Here is a 17,893-nt window from a genome sequence, read left to right on the forward strand (position 1 = left end):
GGGACGGGCTGCCTAGGACGGGACGAACTCGCCGTACCCGGCGGCCCGCAACCCTTGGCGGAGCTTCTCGGCGTTGGCGTCGAGGATGTCCGGATCGGGGTTCTGGTCCGCCGTCGCGAAATTGAACTCGGCCATGCTCCTTGAGGGCCAGACGTGCACGTGGAGGTGGTTGATCTCATAACCCGCCACGATCAGCCCGGCCCGCGCGGCCTTGAAGGTCTCCACCTGCACAGCACCGATCCGCCGGGCCACCTCCATGACCTTCGCCAGCGTTTCCGGCGACGCGTCCGTCCACCGGTCCACTTCCTCAGTGGGTACCACCAGGGTGTGGCCGTCAGCCAGCGGACCGGTGGTGAGGAAAGCGGAAACATCCGGTTCCCGCCACACGAAGCGGCCCGGGATTTCGCCGTTCAGGATCCTGGTGAAAAGCGTGCTCATGCGTCTGCCTCCTTGGCGGGTGCCTGCAAGGTGCTGGTGTCCAGCACAAAACGGTATTTCACATCGCCTGCCACCATCCGGTCGTAGGCCTCATTCAGCTGGTCTGCCCGCACGACCTCGATGTCCGCAGCAACACCGTGCCCGGCGCAGAAGTCCAGCATCTCCTGGGTTTCGGCGATGCCGCCAATCAGCGAGCCGGTGTAGGAAAGCCGACGCCCGATGAGCGCGCCCGGGTTCACCGGCGGCATCGCCTCCGACGGCAGGCCCAGCTGGAAGAGCGCACCGTCCACCCGCAGGGTCCGGAAGAACGGTTTCAGGTCGTGCGGGGCCGCCACGGTGTCGATGATGAGGTCGATGCTGCGGTTGGCCGCTGCCATCGCCGCTTCGTCGCGGGACAGGACAACCTCATCCGCGCCCAGCTCCACGGCAGCCGCCACTTTTGCCTCCGACGTGGTGAACACCACCACCTTCGCTCCCATTGCCTTGGCGAACTTGACGGCCATGTGGCCGAGTCCGCCCAGCCCCACCACGCCCACAACGTCGCCTTCTTCGACGTCGAAGTGCCGAAGCGGCGAGAACGTGGTGACGCCGGCGCACAGCAGTGGGGCAGCGGCGGCGGGATCGAGGGCTGCCGGCACCCGCAGGACGTAGCGGCGGTCCACCACCACGGAGGAGGAGTAGCCGCCCTGCGTCAGGGCGCCGCCGTTCCGCCGGTCAACGGCCCCGTACGTGCCGGTCATGCCGTTTTCGCAGTACTGTTCCAGGCCGTCCAGGCAGCTTTCGCATTCGCGGCACGAGTCCACCATGCAGCCCACACCCACGCGGTCGCCAGCGGCGAAATCCGTCACCGCGGAGCCCACCCGGCTGACTGTGCCCACAATTTCGTGTCCCGGGACCAGCGGCCAGACCTTGCCGCCCCACTCGCCGCGGGTTGCATGCACATCCGAGTGGCACAGCCCGCAGAACTCGATGGCGATTTCGACGTCGTCCGCCCCGGGAGCGCGCCGGGCAAGGGTCAGCGGCACGAGCCCGCTGTCCGGTGACGTCGCGCCGTACCCGGCAGCGAGGCGGCCGCCGTCGACAGCAATTGCTTCAGGAGCGGCAGGTTCCGGGGCGACTGGTTTGGCAAGGGGCGGCGGTACGGGGCGTCCTGGAGTCATAGTGGGACGCTACCCTTGACCGCAGCCGTGTTTCCACTCGGCGGTCCGCTTGGGCGGCCGGGCTCTGCGCCGGTTGCCACCGGCAGGTCCGGGTTGTTGGACCACTCCGAGAACGAACCCGGATACAGTGCAGCCCGAAAGCCGGCGAGTTCCAGGGCTGCCACCTCATGGGCCGCAGTGACCCCGGAGCCGCAGTACACCGCGACGTGCACTCCGTCCCGGACGCCCAGCGACTCAAAACGGCGGCGGAGGGCGTCGGACGGCAGGAACCGCCCGCTGCTGTCCACGTTTTCCGACGTCGGCGCGCTGACCGCACCCGGGATATGTCCGGCCCGGGGGTCAACAGGCTCAAACTCCCCGCGGTACCGCTCCCCGGCACGGGCATCCAGCAAGAGGCCGGCGTGCGGCCAGCCGGCCGCGGCAGCGGCGTCGAGCACCGGCATGTTTCCGTCCGCGAGCGTCACGTCTCCCGCCTCCGGGACAACCGGTCCTGCTTCCACCGGAAGGCCCGCGGCACGCCAGGCGGCCAAGCCGCCGTCAAGCAGGTAAACGTCCGCGAAGCCGGCGTTCCGGAGCATCCACCACATGCGTGCCGCGGCCATGCTGCCGCTGTCATCGTAGGCAACCACGACGTCGCCGTCGCGGATGCCCCAGCGCCTGGCGCTTTCCTGGAAGTCCCGGGCGGCCGGCAGCGGGTGCCTCCCGCGCTCCGGAACTGCCGGGGCGGCAAGTTCGGTGGCGAGGTCCACGAACACGGCACCCGGCAGGTGCCCCTGCAGGTAGTGGCGGTAACCGTGCGGATCGCCCAGGACCCAGCGGACGTCAAGGAGCACCGTGCGCCGGTGTTCGGCAAGGCGGGCCTGCAGGCCGGCCACGTCGATCAAGGGGTTCAAACTTCCACCGACTCCCGGGCAGCCAGATGGGTGTATTCGGTGCCGTATTTGGCGCCGATCCTCTGGACATGGCCTTCCACGATCTTCAGGCCGTTCTCGTTGAGCAGTCCGTCATGGATCTGGAACGCCTTCGGCGCCCGGACGCCGATCACAAAGTCCAGCACCTCGGCGGATTTGCTCCACGGCGCGTGGAGGGGAACCAACAGGGTCCGGACGCTGGTCCCGTCCGGAATGACGAAGGAGTCCCCCGGGTGGTACACGTTGTCGTCGATGAGGTATCCGATGTTGGCGACAACGGGGATCTGCGGGTGGATCAGGGCATGCTGGCCTCCGAAGCTGCGGACGGTGAAGCCGGCAGCCTGGAATGTTGAGCCAGGGTTCACGGCGTGGATGCGCGCGGCTTCGCCCGTGGCCTTGTCCTGCAGCTGGCCGGCAACCCGCGCCGGAGCGAAAACCGCCAGCGCCCCGTTTGCGCGCAACGCCTCCACCACAACCGGAACGTCGATGTGGTCGGCATGCTCATGCGTGACCAGGACCGCCTCCGCATCCTCCAGGGCCTCCGCCGACTCGGAAAAGTTGCCCGGATCCAGGACCAGGACCCGGCCGTCCTTTTCAAGGCGGACGCAGGAGTGGGTGTATTTGGTCAGCTTCATAGCGCCAGCCTAGGGTCCGCCGCGGGACCGTGTCCACGACGCTCCGGCTGGTAATCTGTATCTTTGCCACCATCCTGAGGAAGCGAGTCCATCCATGCCCTTCGGCGCCAAGGCTGATTCCACCACCCCGTCCCCCGTGCCGGGCGGCGGCAAGGAACAGCGCGTCACGAAGCAGCGCCGGGCCGTAAGCGCCGCCCTGGATGAACTCGACGATTTCGTCAGCACGCAGGAGCTGTACCGGATCCTGCAAAACCAGGGCGCCCCGGTCTCGCTGGCAACCGCCTACCGGATCCTGCAGTCTCTCGCGGACGAGGGGCTGGTGGACGTTCTGCGGAACGGCGACGGTGAAGCGGTGTACAGGCGCTGCGCCGTCACCGGGCACCATCACCACTTGCTGTGCCGCAACTGTGGAAAGGCCGTGGAAGTGGAGGCCCCCGCCGTCGAGACGTGGGCGGCGCGCATCGCGGCAGAACACGGATACACCGACGTGGCCCACACGGTGGAGATTTTCGGGCTCTGCCCTGACTGCACGGTGCGCCAGGCCGCCGGCATCCTTTAGGCACGCAGCCAGGTAGGCGACCATGCAGGGGGCAGGCAGTAGGCAGGCCGCCTTTCAGGATGCGGCCAGGACCCGCCCGTTGATGCCCCTTGCGGCCCGCACCGACCCGATCACCCGGCACACCACGTAGATCAGGAACGACAGGGTAGTGACGTAGGGGCTGATGGGGATGCGTCCGCCCAGGGCCAGCAGGATCCCGCCCACCGTGGCCGTCATGGCAAAGAGCACGCTAAGCACCACCACCGCCACCGGTGACGACGTCACCCGCAGCGCCGCCGCGGCCGGGGTAATCAGCAGGGCGAGGACCAGGAGCGCGCCCACCACCTGGATGGACAGCGCTACGGAGACGCCCAGGAGGACCATGAATACGATGGCAAGCGTCCGGACGGGAACACCCCGGGCCTCCGCCAGTTCCGGATCCAGGCTGGCGAAATTGAGCGGCCGCCAAATGGCCACCAAGGCCAGCATCACCACCACGGCGGTACCGGCAAGCGCCTGGAGCTGCACGGTGTCCACGGACACGATCTGCCCGGTCAGCAGGCCGAACTTGTTGGCAGCCCGTCCTTCGTAAAGGGACAGGAACAGGATCCCAAGTCCCAGCCCGAACGGCATGATCACGCCGATGATTGAATTCTTGTCCCTGGCCCGGACGCCCATCAGGCCCAAAAGCAGGGCGGCGGCAACCGATCCTATGAGCGATCCAAAGACGATGTTCGCGCCGACCAGCAGGGCAAAGGCGGCACCGGCGAAGGAGAGTTCGGATATGCCGTGGACCGCGAAGGCCAGGTCGCGCTTCATGACAAAGGTGCCAACCAGCCCGCCCAGCAGGCCAAGGACGGCACCTGCCCAAATCGAGTTCTGGACCAGGACCAGCAGCTCGCCGTAGTTCTCGAAGCTGAAGATCGCGTCAAGGATGCTGTCCGCGTCCATCAGGCAGCCTCTCCCGCCGCGTGCGTCTCCGCATGGTGGTGGGTTGTGGCGTCAGGGAGGCCCACCACCACGATGCGGCCGTTCGCGTGGATAACCTCAACGTGGCTGCCGTAGAGGCCGGAGAGGACTTCCGTGGTCATGACTTCCTCGGGGGTTCCCACCCTGAAGCGTCCGCCGGCCAAGTACAGGACACGGTCCACGTAGTCGATGATGGGGTTGATTTCGTGCGTCACGAACACAACGGCGCTGTTCTGGTCGCGGCACTGCTTGTTGATCAGGGCGCTGACCGCCTGCTGGTGGTGCAGGTCCAGGGAGAGCAGTGGTTCGTCGCAAAGCAGGACCTGCGGATCCGTGGCAAGTGCCTGCGCCACGCGGAGCCGCTGCTGCTCGCCGCCGGAGAGCTGGCCCACCGGGACTTTTGCGTATTCCGTGGCACCAACCAGTTCAAGGAGTTCGTCAATCCTGCGGTTGGCCTTGGCGGTGTTCAGGCGCAGGCCCCAGCGGTGGCCGTCAACGCCCAGGCCCACGAGGTCCCTGGCACGCATGGGAGTGTCCGGAGCGAACGATTTCTGCTGCGGGATGTAGCCGATCAGGCTGCTCCCGCGCTCCACGGGGCGGCCGCCCAGGACGGCCTGGCCGCGGTGCAGGTCCTGGAGCCCTAGGAGGACCTTCAGGAATGTGGTCTTGCCGCTTCCGTTGGGACCAAGCACGGCGAAGAACTCGCCGGGCTTAATGTCCAGGTCCAGGTCCTCCCAGAGCGCCCGCTTACCGAACTTCAGGGACGCTCCGGTAAGGCTGACCAGGGGTTTCAACTATTTGTCTCCAGAACTTTGCTGATGTTGTCCACATTGTCCGTCATCCACTGCAGGTACGTCTTGCCCTCAGGCAGTGTTTCGTTGAAATCCACCACCGGAACCCCGGCAGTTTCCGCGGCCTTCTTCAGCGACTCCGTCTGCGGGCCTTCGGTCTGGCTGTTGTAGGCGAGGAGCCGCACCGACTTCGTGGCCACCAGGTCGGTTGCCGCCTTGAGGACTGCAGGCGGCACGTCGGAGCCTTCTTCAATCGCAGCAGTGTAGTCCGCAGGGGTGGCGTTCACCAGCCCGGCATCCTCAAGGAGGTAGAGGGGCACGGGTTCGGTGACGGCAACCTGGGCCCCGGCTGACGCAGGCTTGAGGGCATCGAGCTTTATGTGCAGCTCTTCAACGCTGGATTTGAAGGCGGAAGCGTTCGACTGGAAGGTCGAAGCAGAGGCGGGGTCCAGCTCGCCGAGCTTGGCGGCGATGCCGTCGGCCAGCTGCTCCATGGCGTGCAGGCTGTACCAGACGTGCTCGTTCATTTCGCCGTGGCCGTGCGCGGAGTCATCCCCCGCTGCTGGTTCCGTCGTGGTCGCCCCAGCGGAGGGCTTTTCCTCCTCCGGGTGGGCAAGGCCGGAAAGTTCGACGGCGTTCAGCACCTTCGCGTCGTCGAGGCCGCTGTCCTGTGCCAGGGTGTGGATGAAGCCGTCGTAACCGCCGCCGTTTTCCAGGACAAGGTCCGCCTTGGACACTGCCAGCCGGTCCTGGGCAGTGGCTTCGTAGGAATGCGGATCCTGGCTGGTCTTGGTAATGAGGGCCGTAACGCTGACCTTGTCACCGCCGATTGTCTTGGCGATGTCCCCGTAGACGTTGGTTGACGCCACCACGTTGATCCCGTCGGCAGCCTGCGTTGACGGTTCCGCCTGCGGGCTGCACGCGGTGAGCAGGAGGCCTAGCCCGGCAAGGGCGGCCATGGACGATCGGGCAGCGGCGGTACGGCGCACGGGAACCTCATTCAAAAGGGAAGGTGAAAACAACCAGTCCAGCTTATACCTAAATGGGAATCATTCCTATTTAGGACGGAAGGCCGGCAGAAAAGGCGCCTTCCCCGAACTGGCCGGGAAGGGCGCCTTCGGGTCAGCTGCCGTTCGGCTGTCCCAGCCTGCGGATGCCGGTGGCCTGCGTGGCGTCCCTGATCTCGCCCACCAGCTGCTCGATCACGTCCTCGAGGAACAGGACGCCCTGGGTGTTGCCGTCCGGGCCGATCACCCGGGCCAGGTGCGAGCCAGTGCGCTGCATGACGGACATCGCCTTTTCAATCTCGTCGTCCAGTGCCAGGTTGGCCAACGACCGGATGCGGCTTTCGGCTATCGGCAGCCCATACGCCTCCTCGGGGATGGAGAGCACGTCCTTGACGTGGAGGTAGCCGTACAGCATGTCGTCCTCGTCAAGCATGGGGAATCGGGAAAACCCGGTGCGGCTGACTGCTTTTTCGAACTCCACCGGTGTGGTGGACGCCTTCAGCATGACCAGCTTGTCCAGCGGCACCATGATGTCCGCGGCCGTGTATTCGGAGAACTCCAGCGCGCCGGTGATCAGCCCGGCGTCGTCGTCCACCAGGCCGTGGCGGGTGGACTCCTGCACGATCGACTGCACCTCCTCAAGGGTGAAGGAGGAATTCACCTCATCCTTGGGCTCAATGCGGAGGAGCTTGAGGATGTGGTTCGCGGACCAGTTCAGGACCGAGATCACGGGGTGGACCAGCCGGGCAACAAACATCAGCGGCGGGGCAAGCAGCAGCGCCGCCTTGTCTGCCACGCTTACCGAAATGTTCTTCGGCACCATCTCGCCGAAGGTGACGTGCAGGAACGTCACCAGCATCAGGGCAACGGCGAAGGCCGCCACGTCGGCGATCTCCATCGGCAGTCCAAGGGTCTCCAGGGGGACGGCCAGCAGGTGGTGGATAGCAGGTTCAGCCACCAGCAGGATCAGCAGCGAACACACGGTGATGCCAAGCTGCGCACATGCCAGCATCAGCGACACGTTTTCCATGGCGCGGAGGGTGGTCTGCGCACGCTTGGACCCGGCCTCGGCCAGCGGCTCGATCTGGCTTCGCCGCGCGGACATGACCGCGAACTCAGCGGCAACGAAGAACGCATTACCAAGCAGCAGGATCCCCAGCCAGACGATTCCGGCCCAGTCGCTCATTGTTCTGTCCTGTCGTTGCGCTTGGACCTGCCGTTGCGCTTCGTCTTGTCATCGGTGGCCGCGGGCTCGGGCTCAACGGCCGGGTGGAAGCAGATCCGGTCAATCCGGCGGCCGTCCATTCTGGTGACACTCAGTGTCCCCCCGCCAACGGGAACCGTGTCCCCCACGGCGGCAATCCTGCCCAGCTTGCTCATGACGTACCCGCCCACGGTCTCATAGGCCGCTTCGTCGGGGACGGTCAGCCGCGGAATCTGCTCGGACAACTCGTCCGGGCGAAGCAGGCCCGGGAAGTACCAGTCGCCGGAGGCACTCTGCAGCAGTCCCGGGCGGACCTTGTCGTGCTCATCCGCCACCTCCCCCACGATTTCCTCGACCAGGTCCTCGAGGGTGGCGATGCCGGCAGTTCCGCCGTACTCATCCAGGACCACTGCGAGTTGCAGGTTGCCGTCCCTGAGTTCTGCCAGAAGCGCGTCAAGGTGGATGGTCTCGGGAACCCTCAGGACCTCCGTCATGATGGCCCCGGCTTCCAGGTTCGGGCGGCGGTCCCAGGGAACAGCCACCGCCTTCTTCACGTGCACCAGCCCCCGGATGTCGTCCGCGGAGTCACCGATGACCGGGAAACGGGAGTATCCGGTCCGGCGCGCGGCATCCACCACATCCGAGACCGGCTGGTCGGCGTCGATCGTCTCCACCCGGATGCGCGGCGTCATCACGTCCGCCGCTGTCCTCGTGGAGAAGTTCAAGGTGCGCGCCACGAAGTTGGCGGTGCCGGCGTCGAGCGTTCCCATCGCCGCCGAACGGCGCACCAGGGATGCAAGTTCCGCGGGCGTCCGGGCGCCGGAGATTTCCTCCTTTGCCTCCAGTCCAAAAACGTTCAGCACCTTGTTGGAGAATCCGTTGAGCACCACGATGGCAGGCCTGAAGACGGCGGTGAACATCAGCTGCGGCCGCGCCAGGGCCCGCCCTACGGGGAAGGACAGCGCAATGGCCATGTTCTTGGGCACCAGTTCGCCCAGGAGCATGGAGAGCAGGGTGGCGATCACCATGGCCAGGACCAGGGAAATGGAGGAGGCCGCGACGCCGGCAAGTCCGACGGCGGCCAGGGGGGCCTCCAGGAGGCGGCCCAAGGAGGGCTCCATCACGTAGCCGGTGAGGAGGGTGGTCAGGGTAATGCCCAGCTGGCAGCTGGACAGCTGCGTAGACAGCGACTTCAGGCAGGTGAGCAATGGCGCGGCGGCCGTGTCGCCGTCGTCAATGGCGCGCTGGACCGTTGCCTGGTCCAAGGCGATGAGGGAGAACTCGACGGCGACGAAGAAACCCGTACCGGCGATGAGCAGCAGTCCTGCTGCGAGGAGTAGCCACTCCATTCAGCATCCCGCCCGGGAGGCGGTTGCCGACGGCGTGGCATTTAAAAGGGGAAGCCGGGGACTGGACGATCTTCCCGGCGGAGGATGGTCGGCAGAGACCGACGCTCTTTCCGCGGGGGCTACGGCCGGCCGGGCTGCCGGCGGATGATGGGCTCGTGTTCGGGGTTTGCCGGCTCTGCGGGTGGACTGCGCGGAGCTGGTCTTCATGCTCCGCTGACAGCCCCCAGGCCGGCACCTAGATTTACTGTCCATAAGGTTTTTAGTCTACAGGAGCAGCACCCCCCGCCCCGCCGCCGCCGGCCCGCCGGCAGCTCCCCCAGCCTGGTTCTTGCCACGGCAGGGCGCTGCTCGACCGTGGTGCATAACGCCACATTCAGCGATCCCGGCGTCACTTCATGATTTGAATCACCCTTATTGGCAGTTAAGACAAGATGCTCACTAGACTTGCAAAGGTCTGGGTTCAGAGGACGCAGAGATCGGTTCGAACGTGTTGCTGAGGCACCGTGGGGCCGGAGAGAAATCAAACTCATGGAAGAGGCGTATTTCAAGTGCCAGAGCAGCCTAGCCACCGTCTACCAGAGGAATTTGGCGGAAACGAGTGGCTCGTTGACGAACTGTACGAGCAGTACCAGCAGGACAAGAACGCTGTGGATGCCAAGTGGTGGCCGCTGTTTGAATCGTTCGAGTCGGGCAACAGTTCTTCTTCCAACGGACATCCGGCGCATGCCGCAGCCCACCCTGCCACCCGGGAAATGCCTGCCGTAAACCCCGCCCCCGCAGCCCCGGCACCGTCGCCGGCCGCTGCCCCCGCCGCGCCTCCGGCACCTCCTGCCGCGCCGCCGGCGTCCGCTGCAGCACCGGCAAAGAAGGCTCCCGCCACCGAAGCCCGCGACGGCGGCAAGAAGACCGGGACCGGAACCGGCTCGCAGCCCATCCCCGCGCAGCTGCCCAAGAACGTCAAGGCCCCCACCGCCCCCGAAGAGGACGTCGTCTCCGTCCTTCGCGGACCGGCAAAGGCGATCGCCACCAACATGGTCACCAGCCTCCAGGTGCCCACCGCCACCAGCGTCCGCGCCATCCCGGCCAAACTGCTGATCGACAACCGCGTGGTCATCAACTCGAACCTCGCCCGCGCCCGCGGCGGCAAGGTTTCCTTCACGCACCTCATCGGCTATGCCGTGATCCGCGCCCTTTCCCAGTTCCCGTCGATGAACGTGTACTACGACGAAGTGGACGGCAAGCCGGTTGCGGTCCAGCCGGCCCACGTCAACTTCGGCATCGCCATCGACATGCCCAAGCCTGACGGCACCCGCCTGCTCATGGTGCCAAACATCAAGAAGGCCGAGACCCTCAACTTCTCCGAGTTCTGGCACACCTACGAGGACCTCATCAAGCGTGCCCGCAACGGCAAGCTGACCGCGGAGGACCACCAGGGCACTACGGTGTCGCTGACCAACCCCGGCGGCATTGGCACGGTCCACTCGGTGCCCCGCCTGTCAAAGGGCCAGGCCGCCATCATCGGCGTCGGCGCCCTCGACTACCCTGCGGAATTCCAGGGTGCCAGCGAAAAGATCATCGCCCATAACGCGATCAGCAAGGTCCTCACGCTGACGTCCACTTACGACCACCGGGTAATCCAGGGTGCCGGCAGCGGCGAGTTCCTGAAGCTGGTCCACCAGCTGCTGCTGGGTGCGCAAGACTTCTACGACGAAATCTTCGAGTCCCTCCGCATCCCCTACGAGCCCGTGCGCTGGAGCGCCGACAAGCAGGTGGACCCGGCCGACGAAATCAACAAGGTGGCCCGGATCCAGCAGCTGATCCACTCCTACCGCGTCCGCGGACACCTGATGGCGGACACCGATCCGCTGGAGTACGTCCAGCGCAAGCACCCCGACCTCGACGTCCTCACCTATGGCCTGACACTTTGGGACCTGGACCGCGAATGGCCCACGGGCGGCTTCGGCGGCAAGCCCATGCTCAAGTTCCGCGACATCCTGGGTGTCCTGCGCGATGCATACTGCCGCACCACGGGCATCGAGTACATGCACATCCAGGAGCCTGCCGAGCGCAAGTGGTTCCAGGACCAGCTGGAGCACCCCTACTCGAAGCCCAGCCGCGAAGAGCAGCTGCGCATCGTTTCCAAGCTGAACGCAGCCGAGGCCTTCGAAACCTTCCTCCAGACCAAGTTCGTAGGCCAGAAGCGATTCTCCCTCGAGGGCGGCGAATCGCTGATCCCGCTGCTGGACGCCATCATGTCCAACGCGGCCGACGACGGCCTGGACGAGGTTGCCATCGGCATGGCCCACCGCGGCCGCCTCAACGTGCTCACCAACATCGCCGGAAAGACCTACGCGCAGGTCTTCCGGGAGTTCGAAGGCACCCAGGACCCGCGCTCCGTGCAGGGATCCGGCGACGTAAAGTACCACCTTGGCACCGAGGGGACGTTCACCTCGGACAACGGCAAGGAAACCAAGGTCTACCTGGCCGCCAACCCCTCCCACCTGGAAGCCGTGGACCCCGTCCTCGAAGGCATCGTCCGCGCCAAGCAGGACCGGCTGGACCAGGGTGAGTCCTTCCCGGTCCTGCCCATCATGGTCCACGGCGACGCCGCCTTCGCCGGCCAGGGCGTGGTTGCCGAAACACTCAACCTGTCCCAGCTCCGTGGCTACCGCACCGGCGGCACCATCCACGTTGTGGTCAACAACCAGGTGGGCTTCACCACGGCCCCCTCGTCATCCCGCTCGTCCACGTACTCCACGGACGTTGCCAAGATGATCCAGGCACCGGTGTTCCACGTGAACGGCGACGACCCCGAAGCCGTGGTCCGCATCGGACAGCTCGCCTACGAGTTCCGCCAGCGGTTCCACAAGGACGTTGTCATCGACATGGTCTGCTACCGCCGCCGCGGGCACAATGAGGGCGATGACCCCTCGATGACGCAGCCGCTGATGTACAACCTGATCGAGGCCAAGCGCTCAGTCCGCAAGCTGTACACCGAGTCCCTCATCGGCCGTGGCGACATCACCGAGGAAGAGGCCGAACAGCTGCTCCGCGATTACCAGGAGCGCCTGGAACGCGTCTTTGCCGAAACCCACGCGGCGCAGACCTCCCCCATCCCGATCGTGACGGCGGATACTGCCGCCGTCTCGGACATCGAGCGTCCCATCTCCCAGCAGTCGGACTCCGGCGTCAATGCCCCTGCCTCCACGGCAATCTCCGCCGAGACCCTGGCCCGGATCGGCAAGGCCCATGTGGAGGTCCCCGAGGGCTTTACCGTCCACGCCAAGCTCAAGCAGCTGCTCGAGAAGCGTGAACAGATGTCCCGTGAAGGCGGCATCGACTGGGGCTTCGGTGAAATCGCGGCCTTCGGCTCGCTGATCATGGAAGGCGTCCCCGTACGCCTTGCCGGCCAGGATTCCCGCCGCGGCACGTTCGTGCAGCGCCACGCCGTCTTCCACGACCGCGCCAACGGCAAGGAATGGCTGCCACTGGGCCATCTCTCCGACGACCAGGCGAAGCTGTGGATCTACGACTCCCTGCTCTCCGAATACGCGGCCATGGGCTTCGAATACGGCTACTCCGTTGAGCGGCCTGACGCGCTGGTCCTTTGGGAAGCGCAGTTCGGCGACTTCGTCAACGGCGCGCAGACCATCATCGACGAGTTCATCTCCTCCGCTGAGCAGAAGTGGGGCCAGCGCTCCTCGCTGGTGCTGATGCTGCCCCATGGCTACGAAGGCCAGGGACCGGACCATTCCTCCGCAAGGATCGAGCGGTTCCTGCAGCTGTGCGCCGAAGAGAACATGATCGTGGCCAACCCCACCACGGCCGCCTCGCACTTCCACCTGCTGCGCCGCCAGGCCTACAGCCGTCCGCGGAAGCCGCTCATCATCTTCACGCCCAAGCAGCTGCTGCGCCTCAAGGCGGCCGCATCCTCGGTGGAGGACTTCACCACCGGCAGCTTCCGCCCTGTGATCGGCGAGCACGAGCAGCTGGCGGGAGGCGCCGTCGAACGCGTACTCCTGGTCTCCGGCCGCCTGTACTACGACCTCCTGTCCACGCGGCAAAAGACCGGTGACAAGACCACCGCGATTGTCCGCGTGGAGCAGCTCTACCCGCTGCCGCACGAGGAGATCGCAAAGGAGCTGGCCAAGTATCCGAACGCCGAGGTGGTCTGGGCCCAGGATGAGCCCGCCAACCAGGGGCCGTGGCCATTCATCGGCCTGAACCTGCCGGACGCCCTCGATCGCCGCATCCGGCTGGTCTCCCGCCCGGCCTCGGCATCCACCGCTGCAGGGTCCATGAAGCGGCACGCCGCTGAGCAGGACGTCCTCCTGAAGCAGGCATTTGCACGGAAGTAAAGCAGTAAGGCTGCCCGGCCGGACGTCGAAATCCCAGACTCCGGCCGGGCAGTTCTGTTTAATGGAGTGCACAGCGCCGATGAAACGCACGGCGCGAGATGGACAGCCCAACGAATGCACAGGCGCCGCTCCGTGGCCGGCAGTTGAATCCACGGTTGCAGCGGCAAGGCACTGACGTAAAGAGGAACGTGTGGAAGACAGGAAGCTGCGCATTGCAGCTGTAGGAGATGAACTGCTGGCCGGACTGGGTGATCCCCGGGCGCTCGGCTGGCTGGGACGCGTCCTCGCCCGCACGCCCCGGGACAGCATGCTCCTGGAAAGCTACGCCCTCCCATGCCCGCAGGAAGGCACGGAAGGCCTGGCCGCGCGGTGGCTCGAGGAAGCCGGCCGCCGGTTCAGCGACCACGCCGAAAACAGGCTGGTCATCGGACTCTCCGGGCGTGACATCGAGTTTGGGCTCTCCACGGCGCGCAGCAGGCTCAACCTGGCCAACATCCTGGATTCGGCGTCGCAGAACCGGATTGAGGTCTTCGTCGTGGGGCCGCCCCCCACACTGGACCCGAACCGGAACAGGCGCCTGGATGAGCTGAACACGGCCTTCGCCGACGTCACAACACGGCGCAAGCACCTGTACGTTGACACCTTCTCCCCTCTCCTGAACCACGAACAGTGGCGCCAGGACCTGGCAGCCAACGGGGGAACTCCGGGGCAGGCAGGTTACGGACTGATGGCATGGCTGGTTCTTCACCGGGGCTGGTTCCAGTGGCTCGGCATGGACGTCCCGGAGTAGGCCCGATTCGCGATATATCTTGACGCTGTTTCCATGGGCGGGTAGCTTGGAAGGGTCAACACGATATATCGCCTTTTGGAGGACCCCGTGACTGATCAAGAATGGACTGTCACCAGCCCGCAGACCATCGACGTCGACGGCGTGGAGTCCCTGAAGCTGGGCATGGTCCAGGGCCGCTTCGACGTGGTCACGCACGAGGAACCCGTAGCCCGGATCGAGATCGCGGATGTCCAGGGAGACCCGGTGGCGGTATCCCTCAGCGATGGCCGGCTGGAGGTCCGCCACCAGTTGCACGGACCCCAGGGCTGGTTCAAGAACCTGATGGGGACCGTCAGCCACAACAGCGAGAATTCAGCCGTCATCAGTATTGCCGTTCCTGCCCACGTCCGCGTGGAGGCGGGAACAGTCAGCGGTGACGGGCTGGTGTCCGGCATCAAAGGGCAGACCCGCCTGAACACGGTTTCCGGCTCGGTCATGGCGGACGGTACCGAGGGTGAACTGCACATCAGCACCATCAGCGGAGAAGTCTCCGCCCGGAACCACACCGGTGTCCTCACCGCCAAGAGCGTCTCCGGCGAAGTGACCGCGTCCGGGCACCTGAGCAATATCCGCGCCAACACCGTCAGCGGGGACATGAGCTTTGACCTCCTGGGCTTCACGCACGATTTCGGGGCCAACTCGGTGTCCGGAGACCTCACCATCCGCCTGCCCCATGACGTCGGCGTGGACATCGTGGCCAAGTCTGCCAGCGGTGCGGTGGTGATCGGAGACCAGCGGTACACGGTGGTCGGCGGCAAGGTGGAAACCATTGCGGGCCCGGACGGACAGCTCATGCTGGTGCGGACGAACACGGTGTCCGGCAAAACCTCCATCTTCCACGGCCCGGCGGTTGAAAGTGCAGAAGCCGGCTCCTAATGGCCCCGGTATTCGCCCACGGCGCGCTTCGCCTCTACCTGCTGGCACTGCTTGAGTCAGGTCCCAAACACGGCTACGAGCTCATCAAGGAACTCAAGGAAAGGTTTGGTGGCACCTACTCCCCCAGCGCCGGAACCATTTACCCGCGGCTGGGAAAACTTGAGGAGGAGGGTCTGGTGGCCACGGAATCCGCCGGGCGCCGGACAAACTACCGCATCACCGCTTCCGGACTGGCTGAGCTGAACCGGCGCCGTGACGAACTGGCCGGGGTGGAGAGCCAAATCTCCGCCTCCGTCCGGCGCTTGGCCGACAACCTCCGCGAGGACATCCGCAGCAACATGCGGGGCCTGCGCGCGGATCTTGCCGCCACGGCGGAGGCCGCGCGGGCCACCGCGCTGTCGACGGAATTCAAGGTCCCCGGCAGGTTGCCCCCGGAAAGCCAGCGCTCCCTGAAGGAAGCGGAAATGATGATCCAGCGGTTCCGGGACGATCTCAGGGCGGAACTGCGGCTGCACGCAGGCAGGCAGCCGCTAAGCCCCCTGGCACTGGAAACAGTCAGGACAGTCCTCGAACAGGCCGGCATCTCGATCCGCAACTCGCTCAGACCCTAGGCCTGTACGCCTTACAGCTGACAAAGCGCAGGTCACGCGGCCGTCCCTGGTTCGCGGGCAGCTACTTGATGTGCGAGACTTGAGGGCAGCTCTTTTGAGTACCAACAGTAAGAAGGAGGCCAGCTATGAGCAAGCGTGCACGCAAGCGTCGTGACCGTAAGCGTGGCGGCGCGAACCACGGGAAGCGCCCCAACACCTAGGCACATGCCAGGAACTACGGTTCAAGCGAAGGACCCCGGAAGCCACATGGCTTCCGGGGTCCTTTGCTGTTGTCAGCGGCGGCTGTGCGGCCGCCCTACGCGTCTACCGGCCGGATCGTGTGGATCCGGTCAAGAATGGCGTTCTTCAGGTTTTCCGGGGCAGCCTCGGTGCAGGAGCGCTTAACCATGTTGCGGATCACGCATTCGAGGTCGTACTGCTCCGTGCATTCCGGGCAATCATCAAGGTGGTTCTTGATTTCGGTGATGTCCTCGCGGGTCAAAGCACCGTCGAGGTACTCGTAGATCCGTTGCATCCGGGTGTCATCGCAATCGCCCAATCCCTGGCAGTCGCTCATTTCCTGCTCTCCTGTTGTGTGCTTCCTGCCGCGTCCGGTGATTCGGCGGCTGTCTTGAATCCGCGCTCTGCGGCGTACTCCCCCAGCATGTCCCGCAACATTCTCCGGCCGCGGTGGAGCCGGGACATCACCGTGCCGATGGGCGTGTTCATGATGTCTGAAATTTCCTTGTAGGCGAACCCTTCGACATCGGCGAAGTAGACCGCAAGGCGGAATTCCTCGGGAATGTCCTGGAGCGCCCTCTTCACGTCGGAATCCGGGAGGTGGTCCAGCGCTTCGGCCTCGGCGGACCGGAGACCGCTGGAGGTGTGGGACTCAGCCCTCGCCAACTGCCAGTCCTCGATGGTGTCCGAGTTGGACTGGAGCGGCTCCCGCTGCCGTTTGCGGTACAGATTGATGTACGTGTTGGTCAGGATGCGGTAGAGCCAGGCCTTGAGGTTGGTTCCGGGCTTGTACTGGTGGAACGCGGAGAAAGCCTTGGTGTAGGCCTCCTGGACGAGGTCCTCGGCATCTGACGGGTTCCGGGCCATGCGCATCGCCGCCGAATACAGCTGGTCGACATACTGCATCGCATCGCGCTCGAACCTCAGCCTGCGTTCTTCCACAGATTCAGTGGAAACATCCACCAGGTCCCCGCCCGCTTCCGCGGCAGGCCCGGCCACCGGGACAACTGCGGAATCGGCAGCCTCTGTTCCGGCGGCAAGGCTGCTCTTCGCTTCGTCATGGGAAGCTTCGTACATGGCCGAGACGGCCGGATCCAAGGTGCTCATTGCCCTCAAGTCTACTGTCAGGCTCCGCGCACGCGGCGGCCCGTACCCTGATGGTTCCGACTTAAACGTGTCCAGTGCCACCGGGCCTGCTGCTTCAATTCCGTCCAACACGCGCGCCAAGGGCCCAACTCCGCTCTGCTTGTCCGGCCGGGGACCGGCGTCTGGCGATCCGTGCCCGGCCATCTGTTCCATGGTTTCACCCATGACTTCCCTGCGGACCGGTGTTCCCGGATCCGACATCCATAACCTCCCGCGCTCGGCAAATATTCCCCAAAAGTGCAAGACTAGGACGGACTCCGCCGCATTCGACGCGGTTCGTCCACCCGGGAGGAAATCCATGTCCTTTGTCCGCACGCTCGCCCGCCCCATGCTGGCCTCCAGCTTTGTCCTTGCTGGAATGGATAAGCTCAAGAACGCTGACGACACCGCGCAGCAGCTCTCGCCGCTGCTCCGCAAGGCGGCCGCCTCGCTGCCCTTCAAAACGGACGAGAAGACCCTGGCCCGCGTCATCGGCGGAACCCAGGTTGGTGCCGGCGTGCTGTTCGGGCTGGGCAAGTTCTCCAGGCTTTCGGCCACTGTGCTCACCGTGGTTTCCCTGCTCAACACGTTCGTCGAATGGCGCAGCGCAGACATCAGCAGCAAGGAAGGCCGCGACACCCGGCGTAACCAGCTCCTCAAGAACCTGTCGTTGAGCGGGGGCGCACTGCTGGCGTCAGTGGATACTGCCGGCAAGCCGGGCCTGGCCTGGCGGGCAGAGCACCTGGCCGCGGATGCACGCAAGGGCGCATCCCACCTCGCGGCGGATGCCAGGAAGACCACCAACAAGAAACTCCACAAAGCGGACAAAGCCGTGCGCCGCGCGGTGGAACAGGCCACGGGGGCATAACAACG

The 17,893-nt window shown here is 65.4% G+C and carries 18 protein-coding genes; 7 read left to right on the top strand and 11 right to left on the bottom strand.

Features of this window, described 5'->3' with window-relative positions; all coding sequences use genetic code 11:
- Positions 1 to 12: 12 nt before the first annotated feature.
- Genes SMD14_RS12770 through SMD14_RS12785 form a run of 4 tightly spaced genes read right to left on the bottom strand, consistent with a single transcriptional unit; the run spans position 13 to position 3,144 of the window.
- On the bottom strand, positions 13 to 438 hold the full coding sequence (locus SMD14_RS12770; protein ID WP_157241814.1) for an HIT family protein: 426 nt from the start codon (positions 436 to 438) through the stop codon (positions 13 to 15).
- Positions 435 to 1,598: an NAD(P)-dependent alcohol dehydrogenase gene (locus SMD14_RS12775; protein ID WP_321213871.1), complete on the bottom strand. Its 1,164-nt coding sequence runs from the start codon at positions 1,596 to 1,598 to the stop codon at positions 435 to 437. Before SMD14_RS12775 ends, SMD14_RS12770 begins: the two co-directional genes overlap by 4 nt.
- Positions 1,595 to 2,491 carry a sulfurtransferase gene (locus tag SMD14_RS12780; RefSeq protein ID WP_321213872.1) on the bottom strand — a complete coding sequence of 299 codons (897 nt, stop codon included), beginning with the start codon at positions 2,489 to 2,491 and terminating at the stop codon, positions 1,595 to 1,597. Before SMD14_RS12780 ends, SMD14_RS12775 begins: the two co-directional genes overlap by 4 nt.
- Positions 2,488 to 3,144 carry an MBL fold metallo-hydrolase gene (locus SMD14_RS12785; protein ID WP_157241811.1) on the bottom strand — a complete coding sequence of 219 codons (657 nt, stop codon included), beginning with the start codon at positions 3,142 to 3,144 and terminating at the stop codon, positions 2,488 to 2,490. Before SMD14_RS12785 ends, SMD14_RS12780 begins: the two co-directional genes overlap by 4 nt.
- Before the next feature lie 94 nt (positions 3,145 to 3,238).
- On the opposite strand from SMD14_RS12785, the gene SMD14_RS12790 reads away from it, so the two are divergent.
- Positions 3,239 to 3,703 (top strand): Fur family transcriptional regulator, encoded by a 465-nt coding sequence (locus SMD14_RS12790; protein WP_321213873.1) that lies wholly within the window; start codon positions 3,239 to 3,241, stop codon positions 3,701 to 3,703.
- Positions 3,704 to 3,757: 54 nt separating this feature from the next.
- On the opposite strand, the gene SMD14_RS12795 is transcribed toward SMD14_RS12790, so the two are convergent.
- The 5 genes from SMD14_RS12795 to SMD14_RS12815 all read right to left on the bottom strand — a co-directional run bounded on the left by SMD14_RS12795 (position 3,758) and on the right by SMD14_RS12815 (position 9,002).
- Positions 3,758 to 4,633 carry a metal ABC transporter permease gene (locus SMD14_RS12795; RefSeq protein ID WP_321213874.1) on the bottom strand — a complete coding sequence of 292 codons (876 nt, stop codon included), beginning with the start codon at positions 4,631 to 4,633 and terminating at the stop codon, positions 3,758 to 3,760.
- Positions 4,633 to 5,445, bottom strand: coding sequence for a metal ABC transporter ATP-binding protein (locus tag SMD14_RS12800; RefSeq protein WP_321213875.1), 813 nt, complete (start codon positions 5,443 to 5,445; stop codon positions 4,633 to 4,635). The genes SMD14_RS12795 and SMD14_RS12800 overlap by 1 nt, the downstream gene beginning before the upstream one ends.
- Entirely contained in the window at positions 5,442 to 6,431 is a 990-nt protein-coding gene (locus SMD14_RS12805; RefSeq protein WP_321213876.1) for a metal ABC transporter solute-binding protein, Zn/Mn family, read from the bottom strand. The genes SMD14_RS12800 and SMD14_RS12805 overlap by 4 nt, the downstream gene beginning before the upstream one ends.
- A 133-nt stretch (positions 6,432 to 6,564) precedes the next feature.
- Positions 6,565 to 7,635, bottom strand: coding sequence for a hemolysin family protein (locus tag SMD14_RS12810; protein ID WP_321213877.1), 1,071 nt, complete (start codon positions 7,633 to 7,635; stop codon positions 6,565 to 6,567).
- Positions 7,632 to 9,002: a hemolysin family protein gene (locus SMD14_RS12815; RefSeq protein WP_157241805.1), complete on the bottom strand. Its 1,371-nt coding sequence runs from the start codon at positions 9,000 to 9,002 to the stop codon at positions 7,632 to 7,634. Before SMD14_RS12815 ends, SMD14_RS12810 begins: the two co-directional genes overlap by 4 nt.
- A gap of 548 nt (positions 9,003 to 9,550) precedes the next feature.
- Here SMD14_RS12815 and SMD14_RS12820 point away from each other — a divergent pair.
- The 5 genes from SMD14_RS12820 to SMD14_RS20295 all read left to right on the top strand — a co-directional run bounded on the left by SMD14_RS12820 (position 9,551) and on the right by SMD14_RS20295 (position 15,876).
- Entirely contained in the window at positions 9,551 to 13,360 is a 3,810-nt protein-coding gene (locus tag SMD14_RS12820; RefSeq protein ID WP_321213878.1) for a multifunctional oxoglutarate decarboxylase/oxoglutarate dehydrogenase thiamine pyrophosphate-binding subunit/dihydrolipoyllysine-residue succinyltransferase subunit, read from the top strand.
- A gap of 190 nt (positions 13,361 to 13,550) precedes the next feature.
- Positions 13,551 to 14,150: a GDSL-type esterase/lipase family protein gene (locus SMD14_RS12825; protein WP_321213879.1), complete on the top strand. Its 600-nt coding sequence runs from the start codon at positions 13,551 to 13,553 to the stop codon at positions 14,148 to 14,150.
- Positions 14,151 to 14,237: 87 nt separating this feature from the next.
- Entirely contained in the window at positions 14,238 to 15,065 is an 828-nt protein-coding gene (locus SMD14_RS12830; RefSeq protein ID WP_321213880.1) for a DUF4097 family beta strand repeat-containing protein, read from the top strand.
- Positions 15,065 to 15,676, top strand: coding sequence for a PadR family transcriptional regulator (locus SMD14_RS12835; RefSeq protein WP_321213881.1), 612 nt, complete (start codon positions 15,065 to 15,067; stop codon positions 15,674 to 15,676). Before SMD14_RS12830 ends, SMD14_RS12835 begins: the two co-directional genes overlap by 1 nt.
- 125 nt (positions 15,677 to 15,801) lie before the next feature.
- A complete protein-coding gene (locus SMD14_RS20295) occupies positions 15,802 to 15,876 on the top strand; it encodes a 50S ribosomal protein bL37 (RefSeq protein ID WP_369299106.1) in 75 nt (24 codons plus the stop codon).
- Between the two features lie 95 nt (positions 15,877 to 15,971).
- On the opposite strand, the gene rsrA is transcribed toward SMD14_RS20295, so the two are convergent.
- The gene (gene rsrA, locus SMD14_RS12840; protein ID WP_157241802.1) at positions 15,972 to 16,232 is read right to left on the bottom strand and encodes a mycothiol system anti-sigma-R factor; all 261 of its coding nucleotides are present in this window, start codon (positions 16,230 to 16,232) and stop codon (positions 15,972 to 15,974) included.
- Positions 16,229 to 17,002: a sigma-70 family RNA polymerase sigma factor gene (locus SMD14_RS12845; protein ID WP_321213882.1), complete on the bottom strand. Its 774-nt coding sequence runs from the start codon at positions 17,000 to 17,002 to the stop codon at positions 16,229 to 16,231. Before SMD14_RS12845 ends, rsrA begins: the two co-directional genes overlap by 4 nt.
- 337 nt (positions 17,003 to 17,339) lie before the next feature.
- Between SMD14_RS12845 and SMD14_RS12850 the strand changes: the two genes are divergently transcribed.
- A complete protein-coding gene (locus SMD14_RS12850) occupies positions 17,340 to 17,888 on the top strand; it encodes a DoxX family protein (protein WP_157241800.1) in 549 nt (182 codons plus the stop codon).
- Positions 17,889 to 17,893: the final 5 nt, after the last annotated feature.

Source organism: Pseudarthrobacter oxydans (assembly GCF_034258515.1).
Taxonomy (GTDB): Bacteria; Actinomycetota; Actinomycetes; order Actinomycetales; family Micrococcaceae; genus Arthrobacter.